Source organism: Microcoleus sp. C2D2, assembly GCF_036702495.1.
In the GTDB taxonomy this organism is placed as follows: Bacteria; Cyanobacteriota; Cyanobacteriia; order Cyanobacteriales; family Microcoleaceae; genus Microcoleus.
The window spans coordinates 20,838-47,531 of sequence record NZ_JAUBTO010000005.1 but is presented as its reverse complement, the minus strand read 5'-3'; the positions used below and the strand labels follow the sequence as shown (position 1 = coordinate 47,531).

Genomic DNA, 26,694 nt, shown 5'->3' with positions numbered 1-26,694 from the left:
GAATTCATTCCCTGGCGGTTTCGATTGGTGAGTAGCGGCCCTTTAGCTTCTCAAACTAACGCCGAATTTTTCAACTAAAACATCGCGCACTTTTTGTTGGGCGGGTTCGACATCGCTTTCGCTTAATGTGCGATCGCCCGCGCGGTAAATTAACCGAAAAGCCAAACTCCGCTGTCCCGCCGGCACGTTGTCGCCCCGATATTCGTCGAACAGTTCTACGGAATCCAGCAAACTACCGGCCGCCTTTTTCATCGCACTCTGCATCTCAACAACCGGAACTTCAACTGGTGCGAAAAACGCAATGTCTCTGTCAGAAGGGGGGAAACTCGAATAACCCGCAAACTTGCGAGTCGAATTGCTCGATCGCCCTAATTCAGTTAACAGCACCGCTAAATCTAATTGAAACACGTAAACCTGCTCCGGCAAACCCTTTTCCTGCTGCAATTGCGGGTGCAACTGTCCGAAAACCCCTAAATGTTTCCCGTTTAACGATAACGCAGCCGTGCGGCCAGGATGCAAGCGTGTATTAGAAGAATCCCTTTGATATTCCACCGACAAACCCAACTCCTGAAACACGCTTTCCAAAACCCCCTTGGCCTCAAACCAAGTCAAAGGTCGATCGCGCCCGGACTGCTGCCATTTCCACACAGTCGGATCGCCGCCGATAATCCCCGCAACTGCATCCGCTTCCTTCATTGTGGGGTGGGCATCCTGCTTTCCATTAATTGTGGGGTGGGCATCCTGCCCGCCGTCTTCTTTCCAGAAAATGCGGCCGACTTCAAAACCGTTTAGTGCGCCATTTCCCTGTTCCAAATTGTACTGGAAAGCATCAATCAAACCCGACAGCATTTCTGTCCGCAAAGCCGAATACTCCACAAACAGCGGATTCGCCAGCACAACCTGATTGTCTCCCTCAGTTTTCACCAAAGAATAGTGCATCAACTCCGTCAAACCGGCCGCCCGAAAAGCCGATCGCACATTCCGAATTGCCGCATATTCCGGCGACAGATAACCTGGTTCCGTTTTGCTGGGCAAAGTATCGCAGAAATTGTCGTAGCCGTGGAGTCTGGCAACTTCTTCAATTAAGTCAATTTCCCTTTCTAAATCGCGGTAGCGGTAAGGAGGAACTGTTATCGCAAACACCCGTTTTTTTTCCGTCGCCACAACTTCGCATCCCAAGGCTGTGAGAATATTTTTTACCTCTTCCGGTTCCAGATATTTAGAACCGCCCGTTTCTCCTCTTTTCAACTGGCCCAAAACCAGATTTACTCGGTCTAAACGCAATTCGAGCGATCGGCTAAAACTCAAATCATCGCCCGAACTCGCCGTTTTCTGCACCGTCGCAGTGCCTCCAGCCAACTCCAAAATTAGGGCGACAGCGCGGTTGCAGGCCGTCGTCAAGGCCGCCTGATTCACCCCCCGTTCGTAGCGGATCGATGCCTCGCTGCGCAGGCCTTGAGCGCGCGCAGAACGGCGAATCGTTGCCTGGTCAAAAATCGCTGCTTCCAAAACTAAATTTTGCGTGCCTTCGTGAACTTCCGTATCTTCGCCACCCATTACCCCAGCTAAGGCAACGGGTTTATCGCTAGCAGTAATTAACAGATTTTGTGGTTGCAACTTGCGGTTTTGTCCGTCCAAAGTTTTGAAGGATTCCCCGGCTTTGGCAAAGCGGACGCCGATGCTGATATCTTGAGTACCGGTGAAAGATTGCAGGCGTGAGCGATCGAAAGCGTGCAGCGGTTGTCCCCATTCCAGCAAAATGTAATTAGTTACGTCAACTACATTATTAATCGGCCGCACTCCCGCCGCCTGCAACCGCTGCTGCAACCAAGCTGGAGATGCAGCAATTTTCACACCTTCAATTGCCGTGCCGATGTAAATCGGGCATCCTTGCGCTTGGGATATTTCTACTGCCAAACCAGGACTTTCTTTGCCCTCAATCGCAACACCATTCGCTTCGGGAATTCTCAAACTCGCCCCTGTCAGCGCCGCCACTTCCCGCGCTACACCCACCATGCTCAAAGCGTCAGCACGGTTGGCAGTTGCTGTCAAGTCTAAAATCACGTCGTCTAAACCCAAAAGTGGGCGAATATCGCTGCCCAATTCGGGATTTTCTAACTCGAAAATGTGAATGCCGGCTGACTCTTTAGCCAGTCCCAATTCTGCCAGAGAGCAAATCATTCCTTCGGAAGGAACGCCCCGCAATTTAGCAGGTTTAATCTTTAAATCAATAGTCGGCAGAAAAGTTCCGACAACAGCGACAGGCACGTAAATGTCGGCTCTAGCGTTGGGTGCGCCGCAAACAATATTCAAAGCTTGTGAAGAGCCGACATCCACTTGACAAATTCTCAATTTGTCTGCATTCGGATGCTGTTCGCAGGCGATGATTTTGCCCAAAACTACGCCGCTTGCCCAAGGGCGGCGGTCTTCGATATCTTCGACTTCAAACCCTGCCATTGTCAGGGTTTCGGCTAATTCTTCCGGGGATATCGACACATCCACCAATTCCCGCAGCCAGTTTAGAGAAATACGCATAATTTAGTCAGTAGTTAGTTGTCCGCGATCGGTAGTTATTACTCATTAGTCTGCGCCGACCGGCTTCGACTGTGCAGTCACACAATTTATTCGGCCAAGCCTTTGGTACCATAAAATTTTCAAATTGTCAATACCTTTATGGTATAGATAAGGAAAAACCAGCCTCGGCCTAAAGGTCGATCGCTGCTGGGGGATGAGTACCATTCTCATTCAGAGAATGAGGTATGCTAGAGACATCTAACAGCGCAAAAAGCCTCTAAGTGTAGAAAGACTTTACACAAAAAAGGACAATTTTAGCAAGTCTTTAAACTATCTTTAAGGATAATCAACGGCAAAAACTCGCAGCAGCGAGATAATAAAAATAGGGAAAAGATATCTGCCTAAAAGACTTAGGTGCAATTCCAATTCGCAACCGGACGCACGGGCCGCCGGCAACTGATAGATTAGTATTTCTAGCAGAAGCAGGAACAGGCAATTTGTGCAGTCGAGCGACGCTGGCCAAATCAGAAAAACATAGGCAAACTCAATCAATATGAGCTACTGCGTAAATCCGGGCTGTCCCCATCCTCAAAACCCTCCTGACTCTATTCTCCAGTGCCAGACGTGCGGTGCGCGGTTATTGCTGCGCGCTCGCTACCGAGTCATGGAACCCTTAGGACAAGGAGGTTTTGGAGCTACATTTCTGGCAAAAGACATCTCGTTGCCCGGTCAACCAAATTGCGTGGTCAAGCAACTGCGACCCAGTAGTTTGTCGCCGCGAGTTTTAGAAATGGCGCGGGAATTATTCAAGCGAGAGGCGAAAACCCTCGGCCAACTGGGCGACCACCCGCAAGTACCGAGGCTGCTAGACTATTTTGAAACCGACGAGCAATTTTACTTAGTTCAAGAGTATGTTAAAGGCTCGACTTTGAAACAAGAAGTCAAGCAGTCAGGCCGTTTCAATGAATCGGACGTTAAAAATTTTCTATTAGAAATTCTGCCAGTAGTGCAATATATCCACAGCCAAGGAGTAATTCACCGAGACATCAAACCCGCAAATATTATTCGCCGAGTTCAAGACAGTCACTTAGTTCTGATTGACTTCGGAGCGGTAAAAGACCAAGTTAGCCAAACAATATTATCAGACCCCACCGACTCCAGCGCCAACACGAAATTTTCAGTCGGCACATTTAGTTTCGCTCCCCCGGAACAAATGGCGCTGCGGCCGATATTTGCCAGCGACATCTACGCCGTGGGCATGACTTGCTTGTACTTGCTCACAGGAAAGTCGCCCAAGGATTTAGATTTTGATGGAGTAACCGGCGAAATTGTTTGGCAGCCCCACGTTCAGGTGAGTCCATATTTTGGCCGGATTCTCGAAAAAATGCTCAAGCCGATGGTTGGCCACCGCTTCCAATCGGCAGCAGATGTCCTCAGAGCTCTCTCCGGCGAATTTGAAGACCCAAGTCTTATTGATGGCTTGGCAACTCAATTCAACGGCTCGAATGCTACAGTTGAAGAACCGACAATATTTAATGACGCGGGTTCTTCGTGGTCACCGCCTCAGAACAAAATCAATCAAGATTTACGATCGAACCAAAGCCGCATTGGTAGAACTTCCTTGAGCCAATCCGGGAACACGGGGATGCAGCCGAGAGTTTCCCGAACTCTGGCTGAGTCCGGCAGAAGTTTCGGGACGGTTGGAAATTCTACGGGCAGTTTACCAGGGTCAAAGATACCGAAAGTTGCTCCTAAGTGGGACACCAACAGCTTGCGAGCGGCATATTTTAAAGGCAGGCGCGATTTTGCTGGCTGCGAACTGTCTGGCCTGCAACTGCAAAAATTGCAGTTAGCGGGGGGGAATTTTTATGAGACTAAGTTGGTGAAGGCAAATTTGCAAGCAGCGGATTTGTCGGGGGCGAATTTGGGTCACGCCAGGTTAATTAAGGCGAATTTGCGAGATGCTAACTTGACTGAGGCTTATTGCAGCACTGCCAATTTTGAAGGCGCGGATTTCCGAGGTGCTGACTTGACGGGGGCTTATTTGGCTAAGGCGAATTTGCGGGGGGCAAATTTGTGCGGGGCGAATCTTACCAACGCTACAGTTTCTGAGGAACAACTGGCAATGGCAAAGACGAATTGGCTTACGGTTAAGCCTGATGGCAAGCGGAGTTTTGGATTTTAAAAAGTCAGTAGTCAGTAGTCAGTAGTCAGTAGTCAGTAGTCATTGGTCAGTAGTCAGTAGTTAAGCTGTTGCGGCATTTAAATAGAATGTCAACAAACAATTCGGTGTCTTGTGGGGTGTCTCGTCCGCCCTGAATATGCAATTTAAATGCGTGACAGCTTAGTGGGTAGCTGCTACGAATAACAACAGTCAACAGTCAACAGTCAACAGTCAACTCCCCACTCGCCCAGTCAGGTGAGTCGCCAGGAGGAAGCGCGATCGCCCAGGAGCCGCCTAAATTAAAAACTAGGAATGGAGGATTCTCTTGCACAAAAAATGAAACTGCTCAACCGCCGCACTCGACCGCTTCTGTACGCCGGTATCCTGGCTGTGACCTACTTTGTTACCGGAAAACTTGCAGCGTCGATACTGGGACTGGTGAAAGCCGAAGCCTCCCCGGTGTGGCCGCCCGCGGGTATTGCTCTAGCGGCACTGCTACTGCAAGGGCGGCGGATGTGGCCGGGAATTGCCCTCGGTTCGGTGCTGTTAAACTTGAGCGCCGGTATACCGTCCGCCGTCATTGTCACATCAGCCTTTAGCGTCACCCTGCAAGCGCTGGCTGGGGAGGCTTTGCTCAGTCGGAGCGGATTTTCTACCAAACTCGCAAGATTGCGAGATGTTCTGGGTTTGGTGGCGGGCGCTGTCATCGGGTCTACTTTCCTCGGCTCTACCCTGGGCAACTTGGGCACGTGCATTTTTGGTTGGGTTCAGTGGAGCAATTTTTCTCGGAACTGGTGGACTACGTGGCTCGGAGACGGGATGGGAATTTTGATTGTGACGCCAGTGCTGCTGACTTTGAACCACGCGGTTAACAGTTTTAAATTTCCACTAAAACTGAGATGTTTCATTGTTCTCAATTACTTGTTTAGGAACAGGCAAGATGCCTGTTCCCCAAGGGATGAATTTTATCGCTTCACAGGCAAGATGCCTGTTCTTGATAATGGTGTAAAAGGTGAAATAAAACCTGGGATTATTTCAAGATCAAAAGCATTTTTTAACTGGGTAAATTCCCAATTTCAAATTCCAAGTTACCAAGTCCAAGTTACAAATTATCCAAGCATATTTGCTGCAAATAAAAACCGCTATAATCTTCTATTTTTAATTATTAATTATTCAGAAAAAGCGCTCTGGCTGACTCTATTGCTGAGCGTTAGCTGGCTGGTTTTTTGCTCAAAAACACAGGCGGCGATCGCTCAGTATCCGCTGGAGTATCTGCCTTTTCCTCTGATAGTTTGGGCAGCCGTGCGGTTTCCACCGCCGTTCGCGATTTTTGCTTATTCGATCGTGTCTTACATCGCGATTTGGGGAGCGGTGCAGGGAGGCGGCCCGTTTTTGGCCAAAAGCGATAATCTCAAACAAGCGGTGTTATTTTTACAAGCTTTTACCGGTACGATCGCCCTTGTGGCTCTGATGTTGGCGGCCGCCGTAGCAGAACGCCAGCAAGCGCTTTTTGAGCATGGCCGCACGGCGGCCATGCTGCGATCGCGCGAAGCTAGTCTGGCGAACGCTCAGCGCATCGCTCAGTTGGGCAATTGGGATTTAAATTGCACCGCCGTCGCAGCAACTGAGAACTTTCAGGAATCGTCGCAACACTGTACGCCCAACAGCGAATTGCGGTGGTCGGACGAACTTTACCGCCTCTTGGGTTTTGCTCCGGGAACTGTCAAACCGACACCATCCGTTTTTTTGCAGGCGGTACATCCAGAAGACCGAGAGTTGGTGGCGCGATCGCACCGCCAAGCTATGTTTGAGCGCAAACCCTATTGCATTAACTACCGAATTGTGCTGGCTGACGGCTCCGAACGCACTGTCTGCGAACAGTCGGCAATTGAGTCAGGGGCGATCGCCGCCACAGTGCAAGACGTTACCGAACGCCACAGGGCGTCCGAGGCTTTGCGAGCGTCCTCCGATCGCGATCGCTTGCTGTGTGAAATCGCCCTGCGAATTCGCAACTCCCTCGACCTCGAGGAAATTCTCAACACTACTGTTGCCGAAGTCCGGCAATTTTTCAAGGCAGACCGCGCTTTCATCGGTATTGTGGACGCTCTGGGGACAAATGTTGCCAGCCCGGTGTACGGTAAGGTTGTGGCTGAGTCTGTGGGTGCCCAATGCCGTTCTATTCTCGGGTGGGTGCTCGCTGACGAGAATTACCTCGAAAATTTGAAAACTTTTTATGCTAACCACCGCGTCCGATCTGTATGCAATACTGCTACGGTGCAAGTCAGCGATACAGTGGCCCAATACTATAGCGACTATCAAATTCGAGCGACGTTAAATGTGCCGATCGTCCTGGGGGATAAATTGTTCGGGATCTTGGCCGTCAACCAGTGCTCGGGGCCCCGCCAGTGGCAGGAATTTGAAATTGATTTGTTGGAAAAACTCGCTACCCAAGTGGCGATCGCTCTCCAGCAAGCCCAACTTTTGCAGCAGGTAAAAGCTCTCAATGCCAACTTGGAATCTCAAGTGGAGGAACGCACCCGCCAACTACAGCAAAAAATGCACGAACTGGAAGAAACCAACTGCCTGAAAGACCTATTGTTGCACGCAGTTTCTCACAATCTCCGCACTCCAGTTATGGGAATGTTAATACTGCTGAAAAATTTGCTCAACAAATCGCCCTCTGACTCTCTACAGGATGTTCCGGTTTCTCGATCGATTTTGGAGCGGATCGTTGGGGCCAGCGAACACCAGTTGACTATGGTTAATGCCCTGCTCGACGCTCACGCTAGCGAGGTCAAAGGTATTGTTCTCAATACTGTACCGCTGCATTTGCAGTCTTTAACTTCAGCAATTGTTGCCAATTTAGAACCGATGCTGGCCAAGAATCAAGCAACTTTGACTCAGGAAATCCCGGCGGATTTGCCACAAGTCAATGCCGACAGGCAACCCTTGCAGCGGGTGCTGGAAAATCTGTTGACTAATGCTATTAAACACAATCCTCCGGGAGTCCATATAACTTTAAAAGCTGAGGTAATTGAAGTTGAAAAAGCGCTAACTTATGAAGAAAATTCACAGGCTTTAACATCGCTAAATAATCCGATCGCCCGCTATATCCCTAACCTCGCCTCTGCTGCGGGCGATCGTCCTAGGATGTGCGAGGCCACCCAGAAAAATCAGGAAACCCGGGCCAAATTTTACCTCGACGGCAGTTGCAAAATGCCCCGCTATCAAGGTCAAATTGGCAATATCGGCAGTAAATTGCCCAGAGTCACCGTAAAAATGGTTCGCTGTACTGTAATAGATAATGGAGTGGGAATCAGCGCCAAACAGCGGGAATCTCTGTTTGAACTTTACGTTCCAGACCCTAATAGCCGACAATTAACAGGGCTGGGTTTGGGACTGTACCTGTCCAAGCAAATTATCAAAGCTCATGGTGGCTTCATCGGCGTCGAAAGCACTCCCGGAGGTGGCTCGACTTTTTGGTTTTCGCTACCTGCTGTCAACTCGGACGATCGATCTTCCTCAATCTAAAATCTCAAATCTAAAATCTAAAATGGATGGAGTGGGAATCAGCGCCAAACAGCGGGAATCTCTGTTTGAACTTTACGTTCCAAACCCTAATAGCCGACAATTAACAGGGCTGGGTTTGGGACTGTACCTGTCAGGAGCAAATTATCAAAGCTCACGGTGGCTTCATCGGCGTCGAAAGCACTCCCGGAGGTGGCTCGACTTTCTGGTTTTCGCTACCTGCTGTCAACTCGGACGATCGATCTTTCTCAATCTAAAATCTCAAATCTAAAATCTAAAATGGTATGAGCTATGTGGGTAATGCAAAATCAGTTCAGGTCTTAACGGTTTACGAGGTGTGGCGCGATCGCTTCCTCCGAGACAGGCTGCGCCCTGCTGTGGGAATCGCCATCTTTTTTGCCTTCACCATAACTGTCTATTTTATGGGCAAAACATTCTCCGATCCCCAGGAGTTTAAAATTGTTTATTTGTACACGAGCGCTGCTGTACAATTGGGTTTGCTGACCTGTTTTGTGTTGCAAAAAACCTCCTTTGGACAGCGCTATCCCGGTTTGCTATTTTTGGGTTTTTCGTGGTCGCTGACTGTCGTTGTACAGGTTGGGTTAGCCCTCGCACAAGCCGGGGAATTACCGATTTTTACCTGGACTTTAGCGTTTCTGACCCAAGCTACCCTGATGCCCGTCCGCTGGCGCCTCCACCTGATTTCTCAACTAGGCGTTTTGTGCTGCCACCTCAGCCTAAATTTGGTTTTAAATCTAAATTTTGCTAAGTATACTCCTTTTAAGTTGACCGGGTTGTACTTATATTTGTTTTGGTTTTGTTTGATATGTGACTTGTCCGTTTATTGGTACGAATGTCTGCAACGGACAGAGTTTAGTACCAGGCGCGAGTTGCAATCTGCTTACCAGCAGTTGGAGGTGGCGGAGGCGAAGTACCGCAGCATTTTCGAGAATGCCGGCGAGGGAATTTTTCAAAGCACTCCTGATGGCCGCTACATTACTGCAAATCCAGCTTTGGCGCGGATTTACGGCTGCGATTCCCCGGAAGAAGTGACGGCAAAGTTTACTGATATCGAGCGACAGTTGTACGTCGATCCGGTTCGCAGAAATGAGTTTTTGCGATCGATCGAGGAAAGCGGCACAGTGTCGGATTTTGAGTCTCAAATTTACCGCTCAGACGGCAGTATTGTCTGGATTTCCGAGAAGGCGCGGGCGGTACGCGATCGCAGCGGTTCCGTGCTTTATTATGAGGGTTTAATTGAGGATATCACGCAGCGCAAACAGGCACAAGAATCGCTGCGGCTGTTTATCCACGCTCTTTCTCACGACTTGCGAAACCCGGTGGCGGGAATGTTAATGGTGCTGAAAAATTGGCAGAGGAAAACTGGGGATTCGATCGCAATTCCCCGTTCTGTTTTGGAGCGGATGATTCAAGGTAGCGAGCAGCAGTTGCGGTTGATAAATTCGCTCTTGGAAGTTCACGCCGGGGAATTGCGCGGTTTGGTTTTGCACTGCGATCGGCTTGACTTGAGGGCGGTAGTTGAAGCTGCTGCGGCAGATTTGGAGCCTTTAATGAATGAGGCTAAAGCTACTTTTAAAAATTTGATCCCGGATGATTTGCCCGCCGTGAATGCCGATCATACTCAGTTAAGGCGCGTGTTTTCTAATTTAATAGCTAATGCTTTAAAGCACAATCTGCCCGGACTCAATTTAACAGTTTCCGCTCAAGTCATCAAGGGTGATAAATTAATTATAAATCAAAAAAAAGGAAAACAAGACATCGACCAATTACCGATTAACCATCCACAATCCCCAATTACAAATCCCCAATTATCAATCCCCAATTCCTCAAGTAGAATGATTTACTGTACCGTTGAAGATGACGGGGCCGGAATATTGCCGGAACAGTGCGAACATCTTTTTGACCTTTACGTTCGGGGTTATCAATCCCGACACTCCGTCGGTTTAGGTTTGGGTCTATATCTTTGTCGGCAAATTATTGGCGCTCACGGCGGGGAAATTGGGGTAATTAGCAGTCCCGGTGCTGGGGCAAGTTTTTGGTTTACTTTGCCCCTGGCTGAGAATTCCCGGTGATTTTTTTGTATGTTTAATTACATTTTATTTAGCAAGCTCGCGCCATATTTAGAAAGTTCTTAATTGCACAAACCCTTGCGAAATATTGCTTCTTCCGACGGAAATCGGACTTCTGCTATACTTTGGTTGGACAGTCGCCGGTGGCTTTTTGAGCGGCCGGGGCCAAATTAGTCGCTCAGACTATTGATATTAATTTAAAACCGTGCTAGAGTGACCGAAATGTTCCTAAATGAAAAAAAATTCCGAGCTTCAGATTTTATTTAGAAACATCGTTTAATGTAGAAAATCTCTAAAACTAGATAAAAAATCTGCAATTTATGTTTGTCCAGAAAAGCTCAGAAAATACAGCAAAAGACGATGGAGCTAAGTACGACTCAGCTAAATATAACGAGCGGTCGTTCTCAACTTTAATTCGGGCGCTCCGTCTTTCCCAAGGTTACTTTTCTTTCATTTTAGTCAACTGCAACTCACTGGCTTTGCGGCAGCAAATAGTCGATCGGCTGCAAGCAACTTGTGCCGTCAAACCGCGACAACTGTTTTTGCCCGAATCGGCCACAACTCTCTACAGGACAATCGCTGCCGAAGTAGACGGGGAACAGCCTCCAGCTTTAATGATCCTCGGTTTGGAATCAGTGCAGGCGATCGATCGATTGCTCGTTTCTACCAACCTACTATGCAGCGAATTCAGCAAGAAATTTTCCTTTCCCGTCGTCTTTTGGGTGACGGATGAACTTCTGAGAAAAATTATTCGCACCGCCCCGGATTTATACAATCGGATGACGACAATTAGATTCATCAGTCATTAGTAATCAATCGATCGATTTTAGATTTTAGATTTTAGATTTTAGATTTTTAACAGTCAACAGTCAATCGATTTTAGATTTTAGATTTTAGATTTTAGATTTTTAACAGTCAGCAGTTAACAGTCAACAGTCAACAGTCAACAGTCAATCGATTTTAGATTTTAGATTTTTAACAGTCAACAGTCAACAGTCAACAGTCAACAGTCATTAGTCAACTGTTAAATTCCCCCTCCCAAATCAGGACTAATTCCCGCGCCCCCGCAGTTCCCTCCGCAGGAAAACCTCCCAAAAAATCTTTATCCGCCGCCACCTCATAAGGCCCTTCCTTGAACTCCAAAATCACAGTATCCGGTGCCAAAGCTACTAATGTGTGAATAGTGCCCTCTGGAAGTTCGACAGCGCGAGTCGGGCCCGCAGCGCTGACTCGCAAGGAACGAAGAATTTGACCGTTTTTGTTCATAATAACAATACCGAGTTCTCCTTGAATCACTACGAAAAACTCAAAACCGTTAACTGCGGGCGGGCGCAGGTGTTGGTGAGGGCGGACGTAAGTACCCGGTTGCAGCACGTTGACAAACCGCTGCACTTTTTCAGACAAATCATGGAAATTGTAGTTTTGTCGCTGGCGGGGACTGCGGCGGGAGGAAGCGGCAACTTCGTCTAGCAATTCTTGCGTCAGCAATTTGATCGGAGGGGACTGCACAATAGATACCGTGTATTTAATAGTTTTTGAACAAATGGGCTAGTCTGGGATCATCCTTACCAGCATCTGTTGACACATGGAAATCGCAAATCAGGTGTTTATCACTAAGGCAATGCGTTTGTCAAGTATTTTTAGAACCAGTATTAGCCCGATCGCCCTTTCGACTATTCTAGTCTGCGCCAATACCGTTTTTGCATCTGAACCGACGGCGGCACAGTTGGTTCAGCAGCAATTGCCACAGCAGCAACTGAAAGAAGAGATTCGCGATCGAGTTCAAGAAGAAGTTGACATTGCTTTCGGGCGCACGGCCGTACTGCTGAACGGGCTCGTAATTGCCTTAACTTTGTTTCCGACAGCAGCCGGAGTCGGGGTTTGGTTTCTGTTGAGCAAATTGTCCAAGCAGACAACAGTTGCTCGCCAAGAAATTGAAAGTCTCCATTACGATACAATCTCTCAATTAAAACTATTAATTTCGGACGCTGAAAGTATCTTAGGCGAAATTCAACACCAAAGTCACCCGGCCGATGCTGAAACAGACTTGTTATTGCCCGATGCCCAAATTCAAGAATTTGCTCCGGTTAACTATGGCAATTACCAAGAGCTATTGACGGCAGGCGACTATGCTAAACAGGGAGATGCTTGTTTCTTTGAAAACCGTTATGAAGATGCGATCGCCGCTTACGACCGGGCCCTGCAAATTCAGCCGGATTTAGCCGATACTTGGAATAACCGAGGAGTAGTGCTCACGAGAATGCAGCGATATCCAGAGGCGATCGCCTCTTACGAAAAAGCTACTACAATTCGCCCGAATTATCCCGACGCTTGGAACAATCGAGGCGTGGTACTCTTGGAGTTGCAGAAGTACCAGGAGGCGATCGGCTGTTACGAACAAGCAATTCAAGCCAAACCCGATTACGCCGACGCTTGGAACAACCGAGGCGTTGCTTTTTCCAAAATGCAGGAGTACGAACAGGCCGTAACATCTTACAATCAAGCCCTACAAATTAAAAATGATTATACTGACGCTTGGAACAATCGAGGCGTTGCACTCTCAAAATTGCAAAAATACGAAGCTGCGATTGATTCCTACGACAATGCTGCTAAAATCCGACCAGACTTTTACAGAATTTGGTACAATAAAGCCAGATGTTATGCGCTACAAGGCCAAATTGACTTGGCCATTGAAAATTTGAAACGCGCCCTCAATCTCAATCCCAATTTGTGTAAAGAATTGGCAAAAACTGAAGCAGACTTGGAAAAAATTCGCGAACACGACGCATTCAAGCAGTTGATTAATTGATCGGAACTACGTAGGGTGTGGACTGCTAGCCCTGTCTGGCATGAATGCCGAGCAAGCTGAAGCAAAGCTGTAGAAAGATGACGATGCCGCGAATCCACAATTAAAGGTGGTTTCTTCTTCTTGGGGAAGCGCGGCTGCTTCAGGAAAGACTTCAAATTCCCTCGCACAGACTGCGTCCAACAGAAAATCAGCTAAGACAGGGCTAACTATAGCAGTCCTAAATCATGTGCGAACCTCTTTCTTTCTCTCTTCTCTGCGTCCTCTGCGTCCTCTGCGGTTCGTTAAAAAAAGTCCCGATCGCAAATCAAATAACATAGCTATAGCTATAATTGCCCGTTATTGATGGATGGCTGCGTTTAGTTAAATGATTGTGCCAGTCCCTTCTGCTGTTATAGCTACTTCAATTGTAGCTTGACCGAAAGTTGGAATGCCAAGAGGTATGTGCCGCCTTTTTCGCCGCTGCAAAAGTAACAATTAAATTGAGAATCTCCGCTTAAAGAAGTGAGGAAATTAAGTAAGTAGACATCTATGAACGCCAGCAGGAATTAGGGAATTTAGGTGTTAACACGCCAACTCGCATCGCTGTCGTTTCGACGCTTTCCGGATATTACTTCTGTTTGATTACTACCAAAGTAATGTCATCAAATACTGTTTGCTCCCCCATGTATCGCCGCACGTCGTCAATAACAGCTTGCTTAATTTTTGCTGCTGACTGTTCCCTGTTAAGGGCCACAACTTCAATCACTGGCTCGATACCGTATTGATCTTTATTCATATCAAAAGCTTCGGTAATTCCATCTGTGTAGAGTACGACAACATCCCCCGAATTCAAATGTATTTCAGTAGTAGCAAGGAAATCGGCAATATCTGCTTCCAAGGCGATCGGAAACCCTAACTCGATGGTATCAATCCGCTCTACTTCGCCGCTGGAACGCACGACAATCACCTCTTCGTGCTGTCCGCTCAAACGCAGGATGTTGTCCCCCCGATATTCCAGCAAAGAAAGGCTCATATTTTTACCGGAATTCATGCGCTCTACGTTGTCAAAAAGCGTTTTGTTGACTGTCTGCAATAATTTAACAGGGTCGGTTTCATTGTGGGTAAACAAAGTGCGAATTGCTGTTTGCGCCATAATCATTAACACGCCACTCTCTAAACCGTGTCCTGTCACGTCGCCGATGCCAATTGTAGCTTTACCGCCGTGATTTAGTACGTCGTAGTAGTCGCCGCCAACTTCATCAGCCGGTTCCATGAATGCAGCAATTTCTAGCCCTGCAATTGACTCTAATTCCTGCTGTTGAGGCAAAATCATTTGTTGCAGGCGGCGGGTTACGTCTAGTTCGGCACTCATGCGAAGGTTTTCTACTTTTAGCCGTTCGTTCAAAACCAATATTTCTGTATTAGCTTGGGCTAATTGTGCGGTGCGCTCTTCTACTTTTTGCTCTAAGGTTTGGTACAAAGTAGCATTTTCTAAGGCGATAGATGCCTGGGCCGATAGGAGTTTTAAAACTTCTATTCGCGCTGAGGTAAAAGCCTTTTCTACTAGGTTATTTTCTAAATAAACTACACCCATAAAGCGACATTGATTGATGATGGGAGTACAGAGTATGGATTTGGTTTGATGGGCAACAATATAGGGATCTGTGGCAAAGATTTCCTCGGTGGTAGCATTGTTTAAGACGACACTTTTTTGGGTTCTTTCTACATAGTTGATGACGCTCATGGGCAGGACTTCGGCGAGGGGCCGATCGGGAATGAGTGATAGGGTAATGTTGTCGCCTTCGACTTGTCCGACGGCTTCTATGGTGAATGTGTTTGAGTGTTTGAGCAGCAAATATCCGGTTTGTGCGCCGGCATTTTCAAGGGCGATTTTGATTAATTTTGTCAGCAATTCACTGAGGACTATTTCACTGGAGATGGCTTGGGCTGCTTTGAAGACGGAGGCTAAGTCAAATCCTTCGGAATTGCTGCTACTGGTGATGATGGTGGCTAAGGTGAGGCTGGTTTCAGCAGGTTTTTGAGCGTTGATTTGGGCGAAGAATTGCGGATATCGGGTTTCTAAGTCTTTGACTTTGGCTTTGGCTCCCCAGCAGATGTAGCAGTAGTATGCTTCTAGTAGGAAGAAGCGAGCCATGTTTTCTTGGCCGCGAGTTAGGTGAAATTCTCCGGTAAGTTCGTTGGCGAGGGCTTCTTCTTGGGTGTATTGCTGTTCTCTGGCTCCGGTAATGGCCGCATCGTAGAGGGTGATGGCGGCGCGATAGTCTCCTAAAAGTCGGGCTTTTTCTGCTTCTACTAGCTCGTATTTGTGTTGGTAGTTGGCGGGGCAATGGTTTGCCCAAAATCTCATTTTTTCTTGATTGGTGGCTACTTGTTCGAGATATTCTCTCTGTTCGGTTTCGCTGACGTTGGGATATTGAGCGAGGAGGCTGAGGGAGTAGTAAAAGTTGAGTTGGGCTGTAGCCATCAGACTGCCAGCAGGTGCTTTATATTTATCTGCTTCTCGAGCATTCTCTACTGCCGCTTCTGGTTCTTTAAATAAATATGAAAGGAGGGTTTTAAAATAGTATATAAAAAATAAGTTAAAATAGTTATTCATTTGTAATGCAGCTTTAAGAAAATCTTTTTCATTATATTCATCACCAGTTAACTCACTTGGTCGGTTTGAGTGACCCAGCAAATTCAAAATAAACTGCCGAATCCTATTTAAGCCTTCAATAGAATAATCTTGTTTAAGATTTTGGATCAAATAAAGATATTCTCGACTTTCAGCTTCTAGAGATTCTAAGTCGCCTCCCAAATACAATCTATGCTCGTGATAGCTCAAAATTGCATAGCCGGCATACTCTAAATTTCCGGTTTCTAACCCACTATTAAAAGCCTCTTGCAAATAGTCTATGGTTTCCCTAACATGGTTTTTCCAGTGTCTAATAAATGCGTTAAAGCACTGTAGAACAATTGCTTTTATATTTTGGGCATTAAATTGCTCCAGCAATCTTAAAGATAACTGACCAAATCTATATCCTGAGTCAATATCTCCAAACGCAGTCAAAAACATACCATAATTAACGTAAACGCTAGCAGCTAAAGGAGGATTGCCGTAATTTAAACAGATATCTACCATTGCAGATAAAAGCCGATATCCTAATGCAGGATTCGTCATATAAGCAGCAGGATTGACTTTTAAAAGAATCAAAATTGTGGCAAACTGATAAGGATCGATCATTTCGGGAAGGTCTGCTAAATCCTCAATTTGTTTGTTTTCTTCTGCCAGTTTTCTTAACATTGCCTGAATCAAAATTCCGGGATATTCCGACTTTTGAGACAGCGATATCCCTAATTTTTCCAGAACTTCCAGCCCTGTCTCTATTGCTTCTGAAAACCTATATTGAGAAATATAAGACTGAATTTTTACTTCGTAAACTTTCACCCGATCTAAAAGCGTTTTTGCTTCTTGTAACACAATTTCTAAAAGCTGCTCCGCCCGTGCAAAATTAGCGTTTAAATATTCAGCTTCTACGGTTTCCACATAGATAGGCAGCGTCAAGTCATAATCACTCTGCCAGCTATCGGCAGCCAGCAGTCCCAAACACAGATTAAAATAATTAGCAGCAGCTTCAAAGGCGGCGGATGCTTTAGCTTTTTGACCGGCAATCAAGTTAAGTTCTGCTAACAGGTTTTTGTCTGACTGGGTGGCCAGTAGCGGTAATTCCTCTGTGGTTGTCTCTATGCCAAAATTCAATTGATTAACCAGGGCAAAAATATTGTTTTTGCGTTCTTCTGCTGTGGTATTTTGCAGCAGCAGTTGACCGATTTGGAAGTGAGTTGATTTTTTATCGGTTTCGGGAATCAAAGAATAGGCAGATTGCTGCACTCTGTCGTGCAAGAATTTGTAATCTACTTTCACATCTTGCAGCCGCACTGATTCAGATTCCGACTCGACAAATACCAACGGAATTTTGTAGGCTTCCGACAGGGGTAAAATCAAACCCGCCTGAAGCGCCGGCCACAACTGTGCCCCCGTTACTAATTCTGATGCTTCGTTGACAATGGCTAAAACATCTAAGTTAAAAGTGTTGCCAACGCAAGCGGCAAGTTTTAAGGCTTTTTGAGTAACCTTTGGCAGTTTTTGAATGTTTCTGGCAATCAGTTCGACAACGTTTAAATCGGTAATGCCAATGGCTTGGATTGCCTCGATATCCCATTGCCATTTATCGCTGCTGGCTTCATAATGCAGCAGGCTTTCCAAGGCGAGGGTTTTCAGCAGTTGGGTTAAAAAGAAAGGGTTGCCTTGGGTTTTGCTAAACAGGAGTTCTGAAAAGGATTGAATGCGTTTTGTGGCTGCGGATTCATTGAGAGTATCGGCAATCAGTTGGCTAACATGATTGATGGCTAAAGGTTGGACGGTGATGTTGTTGAGATTTGCCCCCGATTCGCGGATTTTTTCTAAGGTTTGAATTAAAGGGTGAGTGGGGTTGACTTCGTTATCGCGATATGCTCCAATAATTAACAAATATTGGCTGTCAGAGTCACTCATCAGCAGTTGCATCAGTTTCAGGGAGGCTGCATCTGCCCACTGTAAGTCATCTAAAAAAAGTACAATGGGGTGTTGGGGCTGACAAAAGACTTTGAGGAATTGTTGAAAAACTCGATTGAAGCGGTTTTGTGATTCTGTTGGCCCTAATTGCGGCACTTCTGGCTGGGGGCCGATAATAAATTCTACTTCGGGGATGACATCAACGATGACTTGGGCATTGGGGATGAGGGAATCTAAGAGTTGATGTTTCCAACTGGCAATTTGGGCGGCATTTTCTGTGAGTAATTGGTTGATTAAGGCTTGAAAAGCGGTGATGATGGCTGAGTAGGGAATGTTGCGGTTAAATTGGTCAAATTTGCCGGAGATGAAGTAACCGCGTTGGCGGACTATGGGTTTGTGAACTTCGTTGACGATGGCGGTTTTGCCAATGCCGGAATAGCCGGAAACGAGGATCATTTCGGCATGGCTTTGAACCCCCCCGACCCCCCTTGGTAAGGGGGGGGTAACAGTGGATTCTTGTAAAGCATCGCTTTGAACCCCCCCGGTTCCCCTTGGTAAGGGGGGGGTAAGAGTGGACTCTTCTTGTTCTAAAGCCCCCTTACTAAGGGGGGTGGGAGAGCTCAGTGGGGGGGTGACAGAGGATTCTTCTGAAGCATAGCTTTGAACCCCCCCAGCACCCCTTGGTAAGGGGGGGGTAAGAGTGGATTCCTCTTCTTCTAAAGCCCCCTTACTAAGGGGGTTGGGGGTGACAGAGGATTGGCTAATTCTTTCAAAGGCGACTAATAATTCTCTTACTTCCTGTTCGCGGCCGTAAAGTTTTTGTGGGATCAGGAGTTGGCTACCTTTGTCGCGGGTGGCAATGGCAAAATGTGCTATTGTTCCCGTAGCAAGCAACTGATTTAAACAAGTTTCTAAGTCAAATTTTAATCCCGCTGCACTCTGATATCTCTCTTCAGCGGTTTTGGCTAATAGTTTCATTACAATATCAGAAATAACTTGGGGAACTTCTCTAATTTCACAAAGTGGTAAAGGCTGTTTAGCTAAGTGACAATGTATTAATTCCATCGGGTCTTCAGTGACAAAAGGTAACTGACCCGCGAGCATTTGGTATAAAGTAATTCCTAAAGAATAATAGTCGCTTCGGTAATCTACCGAGCGGTTCATTCGCCCGGTTTGTTCTGGGGAGAGATAGGCTAGAGTACCCGCCAGTTCTGAGGGGTTGCTCACAGATTGATTCTCTTGTTGCAGGCGGGAGGAAATGCTAAAGTCAGTGAGTTTTACTTCGTTGGTGGTAGAATTGACAATAATATTTGCAGGTTTAATATCTTTGTGAATAATCGAATTGCGGTGCAAGTAATCTAAGGCATCTATTAAGATAATTGCAATTCTCAGAACTTCTGTTACAGGTAAGGTTTGGTTAGCAAGTAAGTGGTCGAGGGAGGAGCCGCCAAAATCTTCTAAGATCAGGGCAAAGCTGTTACGATAGTTTTCTAGGCTATAGACTTTGGTGATGCTGGGACAGTCTAGGGGTTGGGCAATTTTGTATTCATTTCTAAGGCGGGTGACTTCTTCAAGGGTGGGGTACTCGGATTTGAGGAGTTTAACGATCGCAGGTTGTCGATCGCGTTCCCGGTAGCCTCGATAAACCAGACTTTTTACGCCACTGTGAATTTCTTGTACAATGCGATATCCGTTAAGTCCGAGCATAGTGTGTGCCCTAGTTGGTATTGTGCTTGTTAGTAATGCTAGCCGATCCTGAATGAAAACCCATATATTATCGAAAAAGTCCGTAAAAATTCACATTTTGCACCACACCACGATCGAAAAGCTGTAGGGGCGGGTTCACCAACAATATTTGGTGAAAATCAACCATCTGATAAACCCGCCCCGGCCGGAATATTATGATGGTCAATTCATCGGATAGGATATGACATGAAGCCATCGGGAGATTTGTCGTTGGGTGGGGGCGGGTTTATGAGATAATCTATCTTAACTAAATATTGTTGGTGAACCCGCCCCTACAACATTTAACATAATACAATCAGCCAGGTTGCAGTCAATAGTTGCCGATCGAAACTGTAGAGAGCTCATCTGTTATACAATAACAGCAAAATCTATATTTCCCGCAAAAGGGAGCTAGGAGAAAATTATGGTTTTTCCCCAGGATTGGAAAAGTTGGGAAACACAAATAGCCCGACTGATTGGTCAAGCATGGTTGGACGAAGCTTTGTATAATCGGCTACTCAACGAACCCGCAGCCACGCTGCGAGACAATGGGTTAATTTTGGAAGATTTCGTAGAAGTCCAAGTAAATCAGGCTGCCGATGCAGTTCCTGTTCTTCGAGGTACTGAAGGGGAAACAGTGATTTATGTCCTACCCCTGCCTCCCAAACCCGATGCTCTGACAGAGGAACAGATTACTGCTTGGCTTGAGGGGCGGGCTGAGGGATTCCCAGGCGGAACTATTTCGCTCAGTTGCTAAAGTCGCTTTAGCTTACCTCCGGCTACACTCGTAGCTTGCCAGTTTTTCGGCCCCGCTTGGCTTCTAGTCTCCGTGGGGCCGCTTGAGGAGAGTTGGCTGGGACCGGGTGGCAAAAAGGATGAGACTGTTGTAGAGTATCACAATTAATTGCCTAAACAAGATTAGGTGTATCTAACAGAGGAATATATTATGTCAGTTGTAAAACAAGATTTGACGGCGAGCGAACAGTCCATGTCGAAGGCGATCGCCCAGGCTTGGTTAAGTGGCGTTCCTGAAGGTACGATGATTGGTGATCTGCCATTGCCGCAGAAGCCTGACGATCTGACAGATGCACAGATTAGTGATTGGAGTCAGGGGCGGGCTGAGGAATTCCCAGGCGGAATTATTCGGCCCAGTTGCTGATAAAGTCGCTTTAGCTTACCTCCGGCTGTACCCGTAGCTTGCGTGTTTTTCGGCCCCGCTTGGCTTCTAGTCGCAGTGGGGCCCCTTGAGGATAGTTGGCTGGGACGGGGTGGCCAAGAGGACGAGACTTTTATAGAGTATAAAAATCTAACTCTGTACTAAAATTACTTCAAAAATTATATTAAACACCCTTCTGGATGCTCTACCAACCAAAGTTTAAAAATTGCTTCACAGTCGAAATCATCAAATCGGTGGGAGTATTCCTAATCTCCGAGTCAGATTCCTTCGTCCTCTCAGGCAACCTTTACGAACTATTAACCCCCTTAATTAACGGCCACAACACCCCCGATCAAATCGTCGCCCAACTGCGAAGTCAAGCCTCACCGGCTGAAATTTACTATACCCTAGCCCTGCTAGAAAAACAAGGCCACCTGATCGAAAACGACACCTCCCTCCCCGAAGAAACCGCCGCCTTCTACACCCTCTTAAACATCTCCCCTCAGCAAGCCACATCGCGCTTACAATCCCTGAAAGTAGCCGTCATTTCCTACAGCAAAATCCCAGCAGAAGCCTGTATCAGCGCCCTAGAAACCCTCGGCATTCAAACTTCAACCACCGCCGAAATCACCCTAATCTTAACCGACGATTACCTGCAACCAGAACTGGGAGAATTTAACCAAAAAGCTCTCCAAACTGGCCACCCTTGGCTACTGATAAAACCTACAAGTTCAACAATTTGGACCGGCCCAATTTTTCACCCCAAAACCACCGCCTGCTGGGAATGTCTCGCCCAACGCCTGAGAGCAAATCGCCCTACCCAAAGCTTCATCCAGCGTCAAAAACATCAAACCAAACCCTTATTAACACCCCCATCTTACCTCCCTACTACCCTACAAATAAGTTTCAATTTAGCCGCCACAGAACTAGCCAAATGGATTGTCCAAGGCAACAATAAAAATTTAGAAAATACAATAATTACCTTTGACACCAAAACCCTCAAAACCACCAACCACACCATAACTAAACGCCCCCAATGCCCCGAATGCGGTTCACCTCCGCCGCCAGAAATCCAGCCCTTTGTCCTGCAAAGCCAGAAAAAAACCTTTACCAGCGATGGCGGACATCGCGGCTTTTCCCCAACAGAAACCCTGCAAAAATTTGATACCCAAATCAGTCCCATAACCGGAGTTGTGCGCGGTTTACTCAAAGTTCCCCAAACAGCCAATGCTTTAACACCGAACTACTTAGCCGGCCACAATTTCGCTACGATGTTCGATGACTTGTACTTCCTCAAAGAAAACTTACGCGGCAGAAGTGCCGGCAAAGGCAAAACCGACGAACAAGCCAAAGCCAGCGCCTTGGGAGAAGCCATTGAGAGATATTCCGGCGTATTTCAAGGCGACGAAATCCGACAAAAAGGCAGCTATCAAACAATGGGAGAAACCGCCATTCACCCTAATGATTGCATGGGTTTTAGTGAAGTACAATATAGCACTCGCGACGACTGGAATAGAACCTGTAAAAGCTTCTTTCAAAGAGTCCCCGAACCCTTCGATGCCTGCAGAGAAATTGACTGGACACCAATTTGGTCATTAACTCATCAACGAGTCAAATATTTACCCACAGCTTACTGTTATTACGGCTATCCCAAACCCGAAAAACCCGACTGTTGGGCCGACTCCAACGGTGCCGCCGCCGGCCATACCAAAGAAGAGGCAATTTTGCAAGGGTTTATGGAATTAGTCGAGCGAGATAGCGTTGCCTTGTGGTGGTACAATCGGGTTAAAGTCCCCGCGGTTGATTTAGATAGCTTTAACGATTCCTACATTCAAGAACTCAGAAACTATTATCAAAGTATAGAGCGATCGCTGTGGGTTTTAGACCTCACCAGCGATTTTAACATCCCCGTTTTTGCCGCCCTTTCTCACCGCATCGATAGAGAAATCGAAGACATTATTTTTGGTTTTGGCGCACATTTCGACCCCCAAATTGCCCTATCTCGCGCCTTAACAGAAGTCAATCAATCTTTACCCGCAGTATTAACCTTCAACAGCGATGGTAGCACAAATTACGGCGTTTCCGACGGCCTCAGCGTTGAGTGGTACAAAACCGCCACCCTAGAAAATAAATCTTATTTAACGCCCGATACTTCCCAACCTTTAAAATTACTATCTGACTATCCCCCCTTAGCCAGCGATGATTTAAAAGCCGACGTTGAAAAGTGCGTAAAAATAGCTGAAACATTAGGCTTAGAAACCTTTGTTTTAGATCAAACCAGACCAGACATTGGGTTAAATGTAATTAAGGTCATAGTACCGGGAATGCGGCACTTTTGGAAGCGCTTAGCACCAGGGCGACTTTATGACATTCCCGTTAAATTAGGCTGGCGAGATGCACCCATCCCAGAACACCAAATAAACCCATTTCCCATATTCTTTTAAGGTTATTTATGAGTGACACCATCCCCCAAATTATTCTAACTTTTAAGCCAGAAATTTCTATAATAGAAGATGCCGAAAAAGGCTTAATTTTAAAAGCCCCCTACATGGAATTTAACCTCAACAAACTCTCCGCCGGAATTGTCGCCGCGATTAAAATTATTTCTACCGCAGGCGCAACTGAAAAAGCCCTAACTCAAGTGGTAGTTTCTACCGAGGGCAGTTCCTCCCTCGCTAAATTCTACTACTATCTAGAACAATTTGTCATCCTGGGTTTAATTTACCATACCTTAGAAATCGATGGCAGTTCCCTCGCTACAGCAGTCCCCATAGCCACACCCTATAAATGGCAATTATCAGAGACAGTTACTGATAACAACTATCAACTTTCACGCTTTGCCTATTGCCACTCAGAAAAATCACATCTTGTGGTAGAATCGCCCCTTTCCAAAGCGAAAATTATCCTCGAAGATTGGCGCAGTGCAGCTTTAATCAACGAACTCTCGCAACCTAAAGCCATCTCGGATTTAACCAAAATCCCGGGTATTTCTGAAGCTACGGCCCGATTATTTATCAGCTTTTTGTTGACTGCTGAAGTGCTATCATCTGTTAACAACAATAGCAGCTTTGAACAAAGTGAAACTCTAACTCAATGGGAATTTCACGATTTATTATTTCACTCCCGCAGTCGAGGCGGCAGACATTCCAATCAGATTGGTAAAACCTTTCGATTTTTAGGGCAAATTGAACCGACACCCGTGCTCAAAGCCAAACCATCCAACGAGATTATTAATCTTTATAAACCCAACATCGACAGTTTGAAACAAATAGATAGACCTTTTACAGCAATTTTAGAAGAAAGGAAATCCATCCGGCAACATGGAGAAAAGCCGATTACTGTTGAACAATTAGGAGAATTTCTCTATCGTTCCGCGAGATTGCGCGAGATTGTCCCCAGAGATAACATGGATTGCAGCAATAGGCCTTACCCAACCGGAGGTGCTTGCTACGATTTAGAGATTTATACTGCTATCAATTTCTGTGAAAACATTGATGCTGGGTTGTATTATTATGCACCCCAAGATCACCAACTTTGTAAAATTTCTGGGAAAACAAAGCAGGTAGAAGCTTTGCTAAAAAGTGCAGGTTTGGCAGTACAGATAGAGGTAGAACCACAGATTTTAATTCTGCTATCCTCTCGGTTTTCTAGAGTAAGTTGGGGCTATGAATCAATGGCCTATAGTCTAATATTAAAGCACGTTGGGGTTTTGTATCAAACCATGTATTTAGTGGCAACAGCAATGAATCTCGCGCCGTCGGGAGTTGGCGCGGGAAATTCCGAGTTATTTGCAGCAGCAGCAGGATGCGATTATTTTACAGAATCCTCAGTGGGAGAGTTTATCTTAGGAAGTCGGTAATGAGTTTCCATTGGTGTCAACTTAACGTCAAACCAGTCCAACAGGGGTTTTAGCCCCTGTCTCAAAGCGAAAGTCCTCGGTCGAGGACTAATAGACATCTCCAAAAAAGCGAGTTTTGAACAGGCAAGATGCCTGTTCCACAAGAAATATGGTCGAGGTAGAATGAGTTTTTCAGTCCTCTTCAGAGGACTTTAGCTATTAGCCAGGGACTTAATTCCTTGGCGGGCTGGGAAACAGTAAAATGAACTTTACGAGCCCATATCGTAACATGGTGGCAACCATGCAGGCCGACTCAAGTTAAAGTTTTCCTCTAACATTAATTCTGCACTATTCAGCGCTCCTTGCACCCATCCTTGCATATTTGAATAGGCTTCGCCACAGACATAAAGATTAGCGCCATGAATCGGATGCCGCATCTGTTTCATCACTTCCCAAGGCTGGCAGCGGGGGTTCCAAGAGTGCCATCCACCCCCGTAGGGATCTTTTTGCCAGTCGATACAAAGGGCGGTATAAGGTTCTGGAATATCTGCTAAATTGTGTAGGGCTTTGATTTGTTGCTGGGCCGTCTGTACCATATTCTGAGAAGGAACTAAGGGGTCTATAATTATACCACCATCACTTTTTAGAAAAGCTCTCAATTCCCGTGTTTCGGGTAGTTGTCCGTGAAAAGCTGGACGTTTTTCTGGATCCTCTGGATTATAGGCCATCGTTTGCCAAAAACCCGCAGCAATATTATCAGAAAAAACACTTAGTAAGAGCGAGTTGTGATTGTTCGGATCGCCCCCTTGTGCGCTTTCTGTACCGAAGTAGTAACACTTTTGCATGGGCAAATCTGTAGCTGAATTACCACCCTGAATATCTAGTAGATGCCACCAAGGATGATGGTAGCCGAGGAAAAGTTTGTAAGCGGGATCGCCGCTAACTGTTTGGATATTATCCTGAAAAGTTGAATTTCTAAATAGGAAATTCGGCTGATTTTCTACTGCCAACAGTTCTAGCGATCGCTTCGGCATTGCCAAAATCAGATGTTTCGCGAACACAGGCGGGAGGGAATGGCCAGGACGATCGACAAAATTTAACTTAATCAGCCCTTCAGAGGTGCGATCGAAGGTCTTTAAGCGATGATTTAGGTACACTTCCCCACCCTCTCTCTCAAATTCTGTGGCGAGGGTTTTCGGTAATGTTTGGTAGCCATCAGCCATGATGTACCAAGTATCGCTGTAGGGAAGAGATCTACTCGTAGCGATCGCACTAGCCGCATTCCAAGTACCCAAATCCGAATAGAAAAAGCCTGTATTTAAACAGAGATTGTATGCCTCGTTGCTAATTTCCTTCAGCAACACTTCCCAAATACTCAAATCATACAAGTGTTGACCGTCAATTTTCAGGGTTTCGCGATCGCGCTTCCACTCTTCGGAAGCAAAATAAGCAGGAGTTAAATCTTTCCCTGGAATCGCCCGCCCAACAGCCAAATCGAACAATTCCTGATAATTTTTACCTTCTTCATCCGGCCGTAAATTATAAGGTACTTTATCCTGTTGGTTAAATTCACTCATCAACAAATGCCTATCCCGAATATATGCCCGTACTCCAGGACTACTAAAGTCAGCAAGTGTTGTCTTCAGGTTCAGCAACTTAATCAATTCCCAGACAATAGTCTGAGATTCCGTCACATACATCCCACCTAACTCAGCCTGAACATGAGGCATCCCCGGCATTGTCATTGATAGTAACCGACCACCAATGCGATCGCTCAATTCATAGAGACGAATCTTAGAAGATTTGTGATGAGATGCTAACCGCCAAGCAGCGTAGGCCCCAGAAACACCACCACCCACAACTGCAACATCAATGATTTGATTTGAATCAACTGCACTATTAATCATAACTTCCTAGTAAAATTACCACCTGAAAAAATTACTTATCGATCCGCGTCAGGACACTCCCAGAGCCCATTAGTGTGAACTTAGAGTCAAACCCTTAGTCCGACAGGGGTTAAAATCCCTGCCTCAAAGAGCAAGTCCTCTGAAGAAGACTAAGAAGACTTTTAAACTTAATTAGTCCTCTTGAGAGGACTTAAGCTATTAGACAGGGACTTAAGTCTAAGAGCGGCTTTCAGATGGCAGTTGACACCAATGGGCATTGCTGTGTTCCTACCTCTTACCTCACTGTAATTCCCAGTTTCAAAAGGCTAGCATTAAAAAAAATCCACTTATACCCTTTTGCCATCACCCTTAAAAACTAAAGTAGGTTCGTAAGTGACCCACGAACACCGTTGGATTCTAACTAAAATTATTCAAATTGCTAATTACATA

Annotated in this window: 13 protein-coding genes; 9 read left to right on the top strand and 4 right to left on the bottom strand. The window is 46.2% G+C overall.

The annotated features are described in order from the left end of the window. Window positions 1–42: 42 nt before the first annotated feature. On the bottom strand, window positions 43–2,535 hold the full coding sequence (gene pheT, locus QUB61_RS03060; RefSeq protein WP_333123449.1) for a phenylalanine--tRNA ligase subunit beta: 2,493 nt from the start codon (window positions 2,533–2,535) through the stop codon (window positions 43–45). Window positions 2,536–3,067: 532 nt separating this feature from the next. Between pheT and QUB61_RS03055 the strand changes: the two genes are divergently transcribed. The 4 genes from QUB61_RS03055 to QUB61_RS03040 all read left to right on the top strand — a co-directional run bounded on the left by QUB61_RS03055 (window position 3,068) and on the right by QUB61_RS03040 (window position 11,105). Continuing rightward, window positions 3,068–4,699 (top strand): serine/threonine-protein kinase, encoded by a 1,632-nt coding sequence (locus tag QUB61_RS03055; RefSeq protein WP_333123447.1) that lies wholly within the window; start codon window positions 3,068–3,070, stop codon window positions 4,697–4,699. Between the two features lie 315 nt (window positions 4,700–5,014). Further along, window positions 5,015–8,209 carry an MASE1 domain-containing protein gene (locus tag QUB61_RS03050; RefSeq protein ID WP_333123651.1) on the top strand — a complete coding sequence of 1,065 codons (3,195 nt, stop codon included), beginning with the start codon at window positions 5,015–5,017 and terminating at the stop codon, window positions 8,207–8,209. 281 nt (window positions 8,210–8,490) lie between these two features. Then, window positions 8,491–10,299, top strand: coding sequence for a PAS domain-containing sensor histidine kinase (locus QUB61_RS03045; RefSeq protein ID WP_333123441.1), 1,809 nt, complete (start codon window positions 8,491–8,493; stop codon window positions 10,297–10,299). Between the two features lie 317 nt (window positions 10,300–10,616). Then, window positions 10,617–11,105, top strand: coding sequence for a hypothetical protein (locus tag QUB61_RS03040; protein WP_333123439.1), 489 nt, complete (start codon window positions 10,617–10,619; stop codon window positions 11,103–11,105). Between the two features lie 208 nt (window positions 11,106–11,313). Here QUB61_RS03040 and QUB61_RS03035 read toward each other — a convergent pair whose 3' ends face one another. Continuing rightward, on the bottom strand, window positions 11,314–11,805 hold the full coding sequence (locus QUB61_RS03035; RefSeq protein WP_333123437.1) for a WbuC family cupin fold metalloprotein: 492 nt from the start codon (window positions 11,803–11,805) through the stop codon (window positions 11,314–11,316). A 76-nt stretch (window positions 11,806–11,881) separates the two neighbouring features. Here QUB61_RS03035 and QUB61_RS03030 point away from each other — a divergent pair, with 76 nt between their 5' ends. Beyond that, window positions 11,882–13,105, top strand: a complete 1,224-nt coding sequence (locus QUB61_RS03030) for a tetratricopeptide repeat protein (protein ID WP_333123434.1) — start codon at window positions 11,882–11,884, stop codon at window positions 13,103–13,105. 607 nt (window positions 13,106–13,712) lie between these two features. Here the strand turns inward: QUB61_RS03030 and QUB61_RS03025 are convergent. Beyond that, the gene (locus QUB61_RS03025; RefSeq protein WP_333189808.1) at window positions 13,713–19,346 is read right to left on the bottom strand and encodes a protein kinase domain-containing protein; all 5,634 of its coding nucleotides are present in this window, start codon (window positions 19,344–19,346) and stop codon (window positions 13,713–13,715) included. A gap of 442 nt (window positions 19,347–19,788) precedes the next feature. Here QUB61_RS03025 and QUB61_RS03020 point away from each other — a divergent pair, with 442 nt between their 5' ends. The 4 genes from QUB61_RS03020 to QUB61_RS03005 all read left to right on the top strand — a co-directional run bounded on the left by QUB61_RS03020 (window position 19,789) and on the right by QUB61_RS03005 (window position 24,379). Next, window positions 19,789–20,121, top strand: a complete 333-nt coding sequence (locus QUB61_RS03020; RefSeq protein ID WP_333123428.1) for a hypothetical protein — start codon at window positions 19,789–19,791, stop codon at window positions 20,119–20,121. Window positions 20,122–20,310: 189 nt separating this feature from the next. Beyond that, window positions 20,311–20,523 carry a hypothetical protein gene (locus QUB61_RS03015; protein ID WP_333123425.1) on the top strand — a complete coding sequence of 71 codons (213 nt, stop codon included), beginning with the start codon at window positions 20,311–20,313 and terminating at the stop codon, window positions 20,521–20,523. Between the two features lie 197 nt (window positions 20,524–20,720). Continuing rightward, the gene (locus QUB61_RS03010; protein ID WP_333123422.1) at window positions 20,721–22,964 is read left to right on the top strand and encodes a TOMM precursor leader peptide-binding protein; all 2,244 of its coding nucleotides are present in this window, start codon (window positions 20,721–20,723) and stop codon (window positions 22,962–22,964) included. Between the two features lie 8 nt (window positions 22,965–22,972). Continuing rightward, window positions 22,973–24,379: a SagB family peptide dehydrogenase gene (locus QUB61_RS03005; RefSeq protein ID WP_333123419.1), complete on the top strand. Its 1,407-nt coding sequence runs from the start codon at window positions 22,973–22,975 to the stop codon at window positions 24,377–24,379. Between the two features lie 248 nt (window positions 24,380–24,627). On the opposite strand, the gene QUB61_RS03000 is transcribed toward QUB61_RS03005, so the two are convergent. Further along, window positions 24,628–26,265 carry an FAD-dependent oxidoreductase gene (locus QUB61_RS03000; protein ID WP_333123416.1) on the bottom strand — a complete coding sequence of 546 codons (1,638 nt, stop codon included), beginning with the start codon at window positions 26,263–26,265 and terminating at the stop codon, window positions 24,628–24,630. Window positions 26,266–26,694 lie beyond the last annotated feature (429 nt).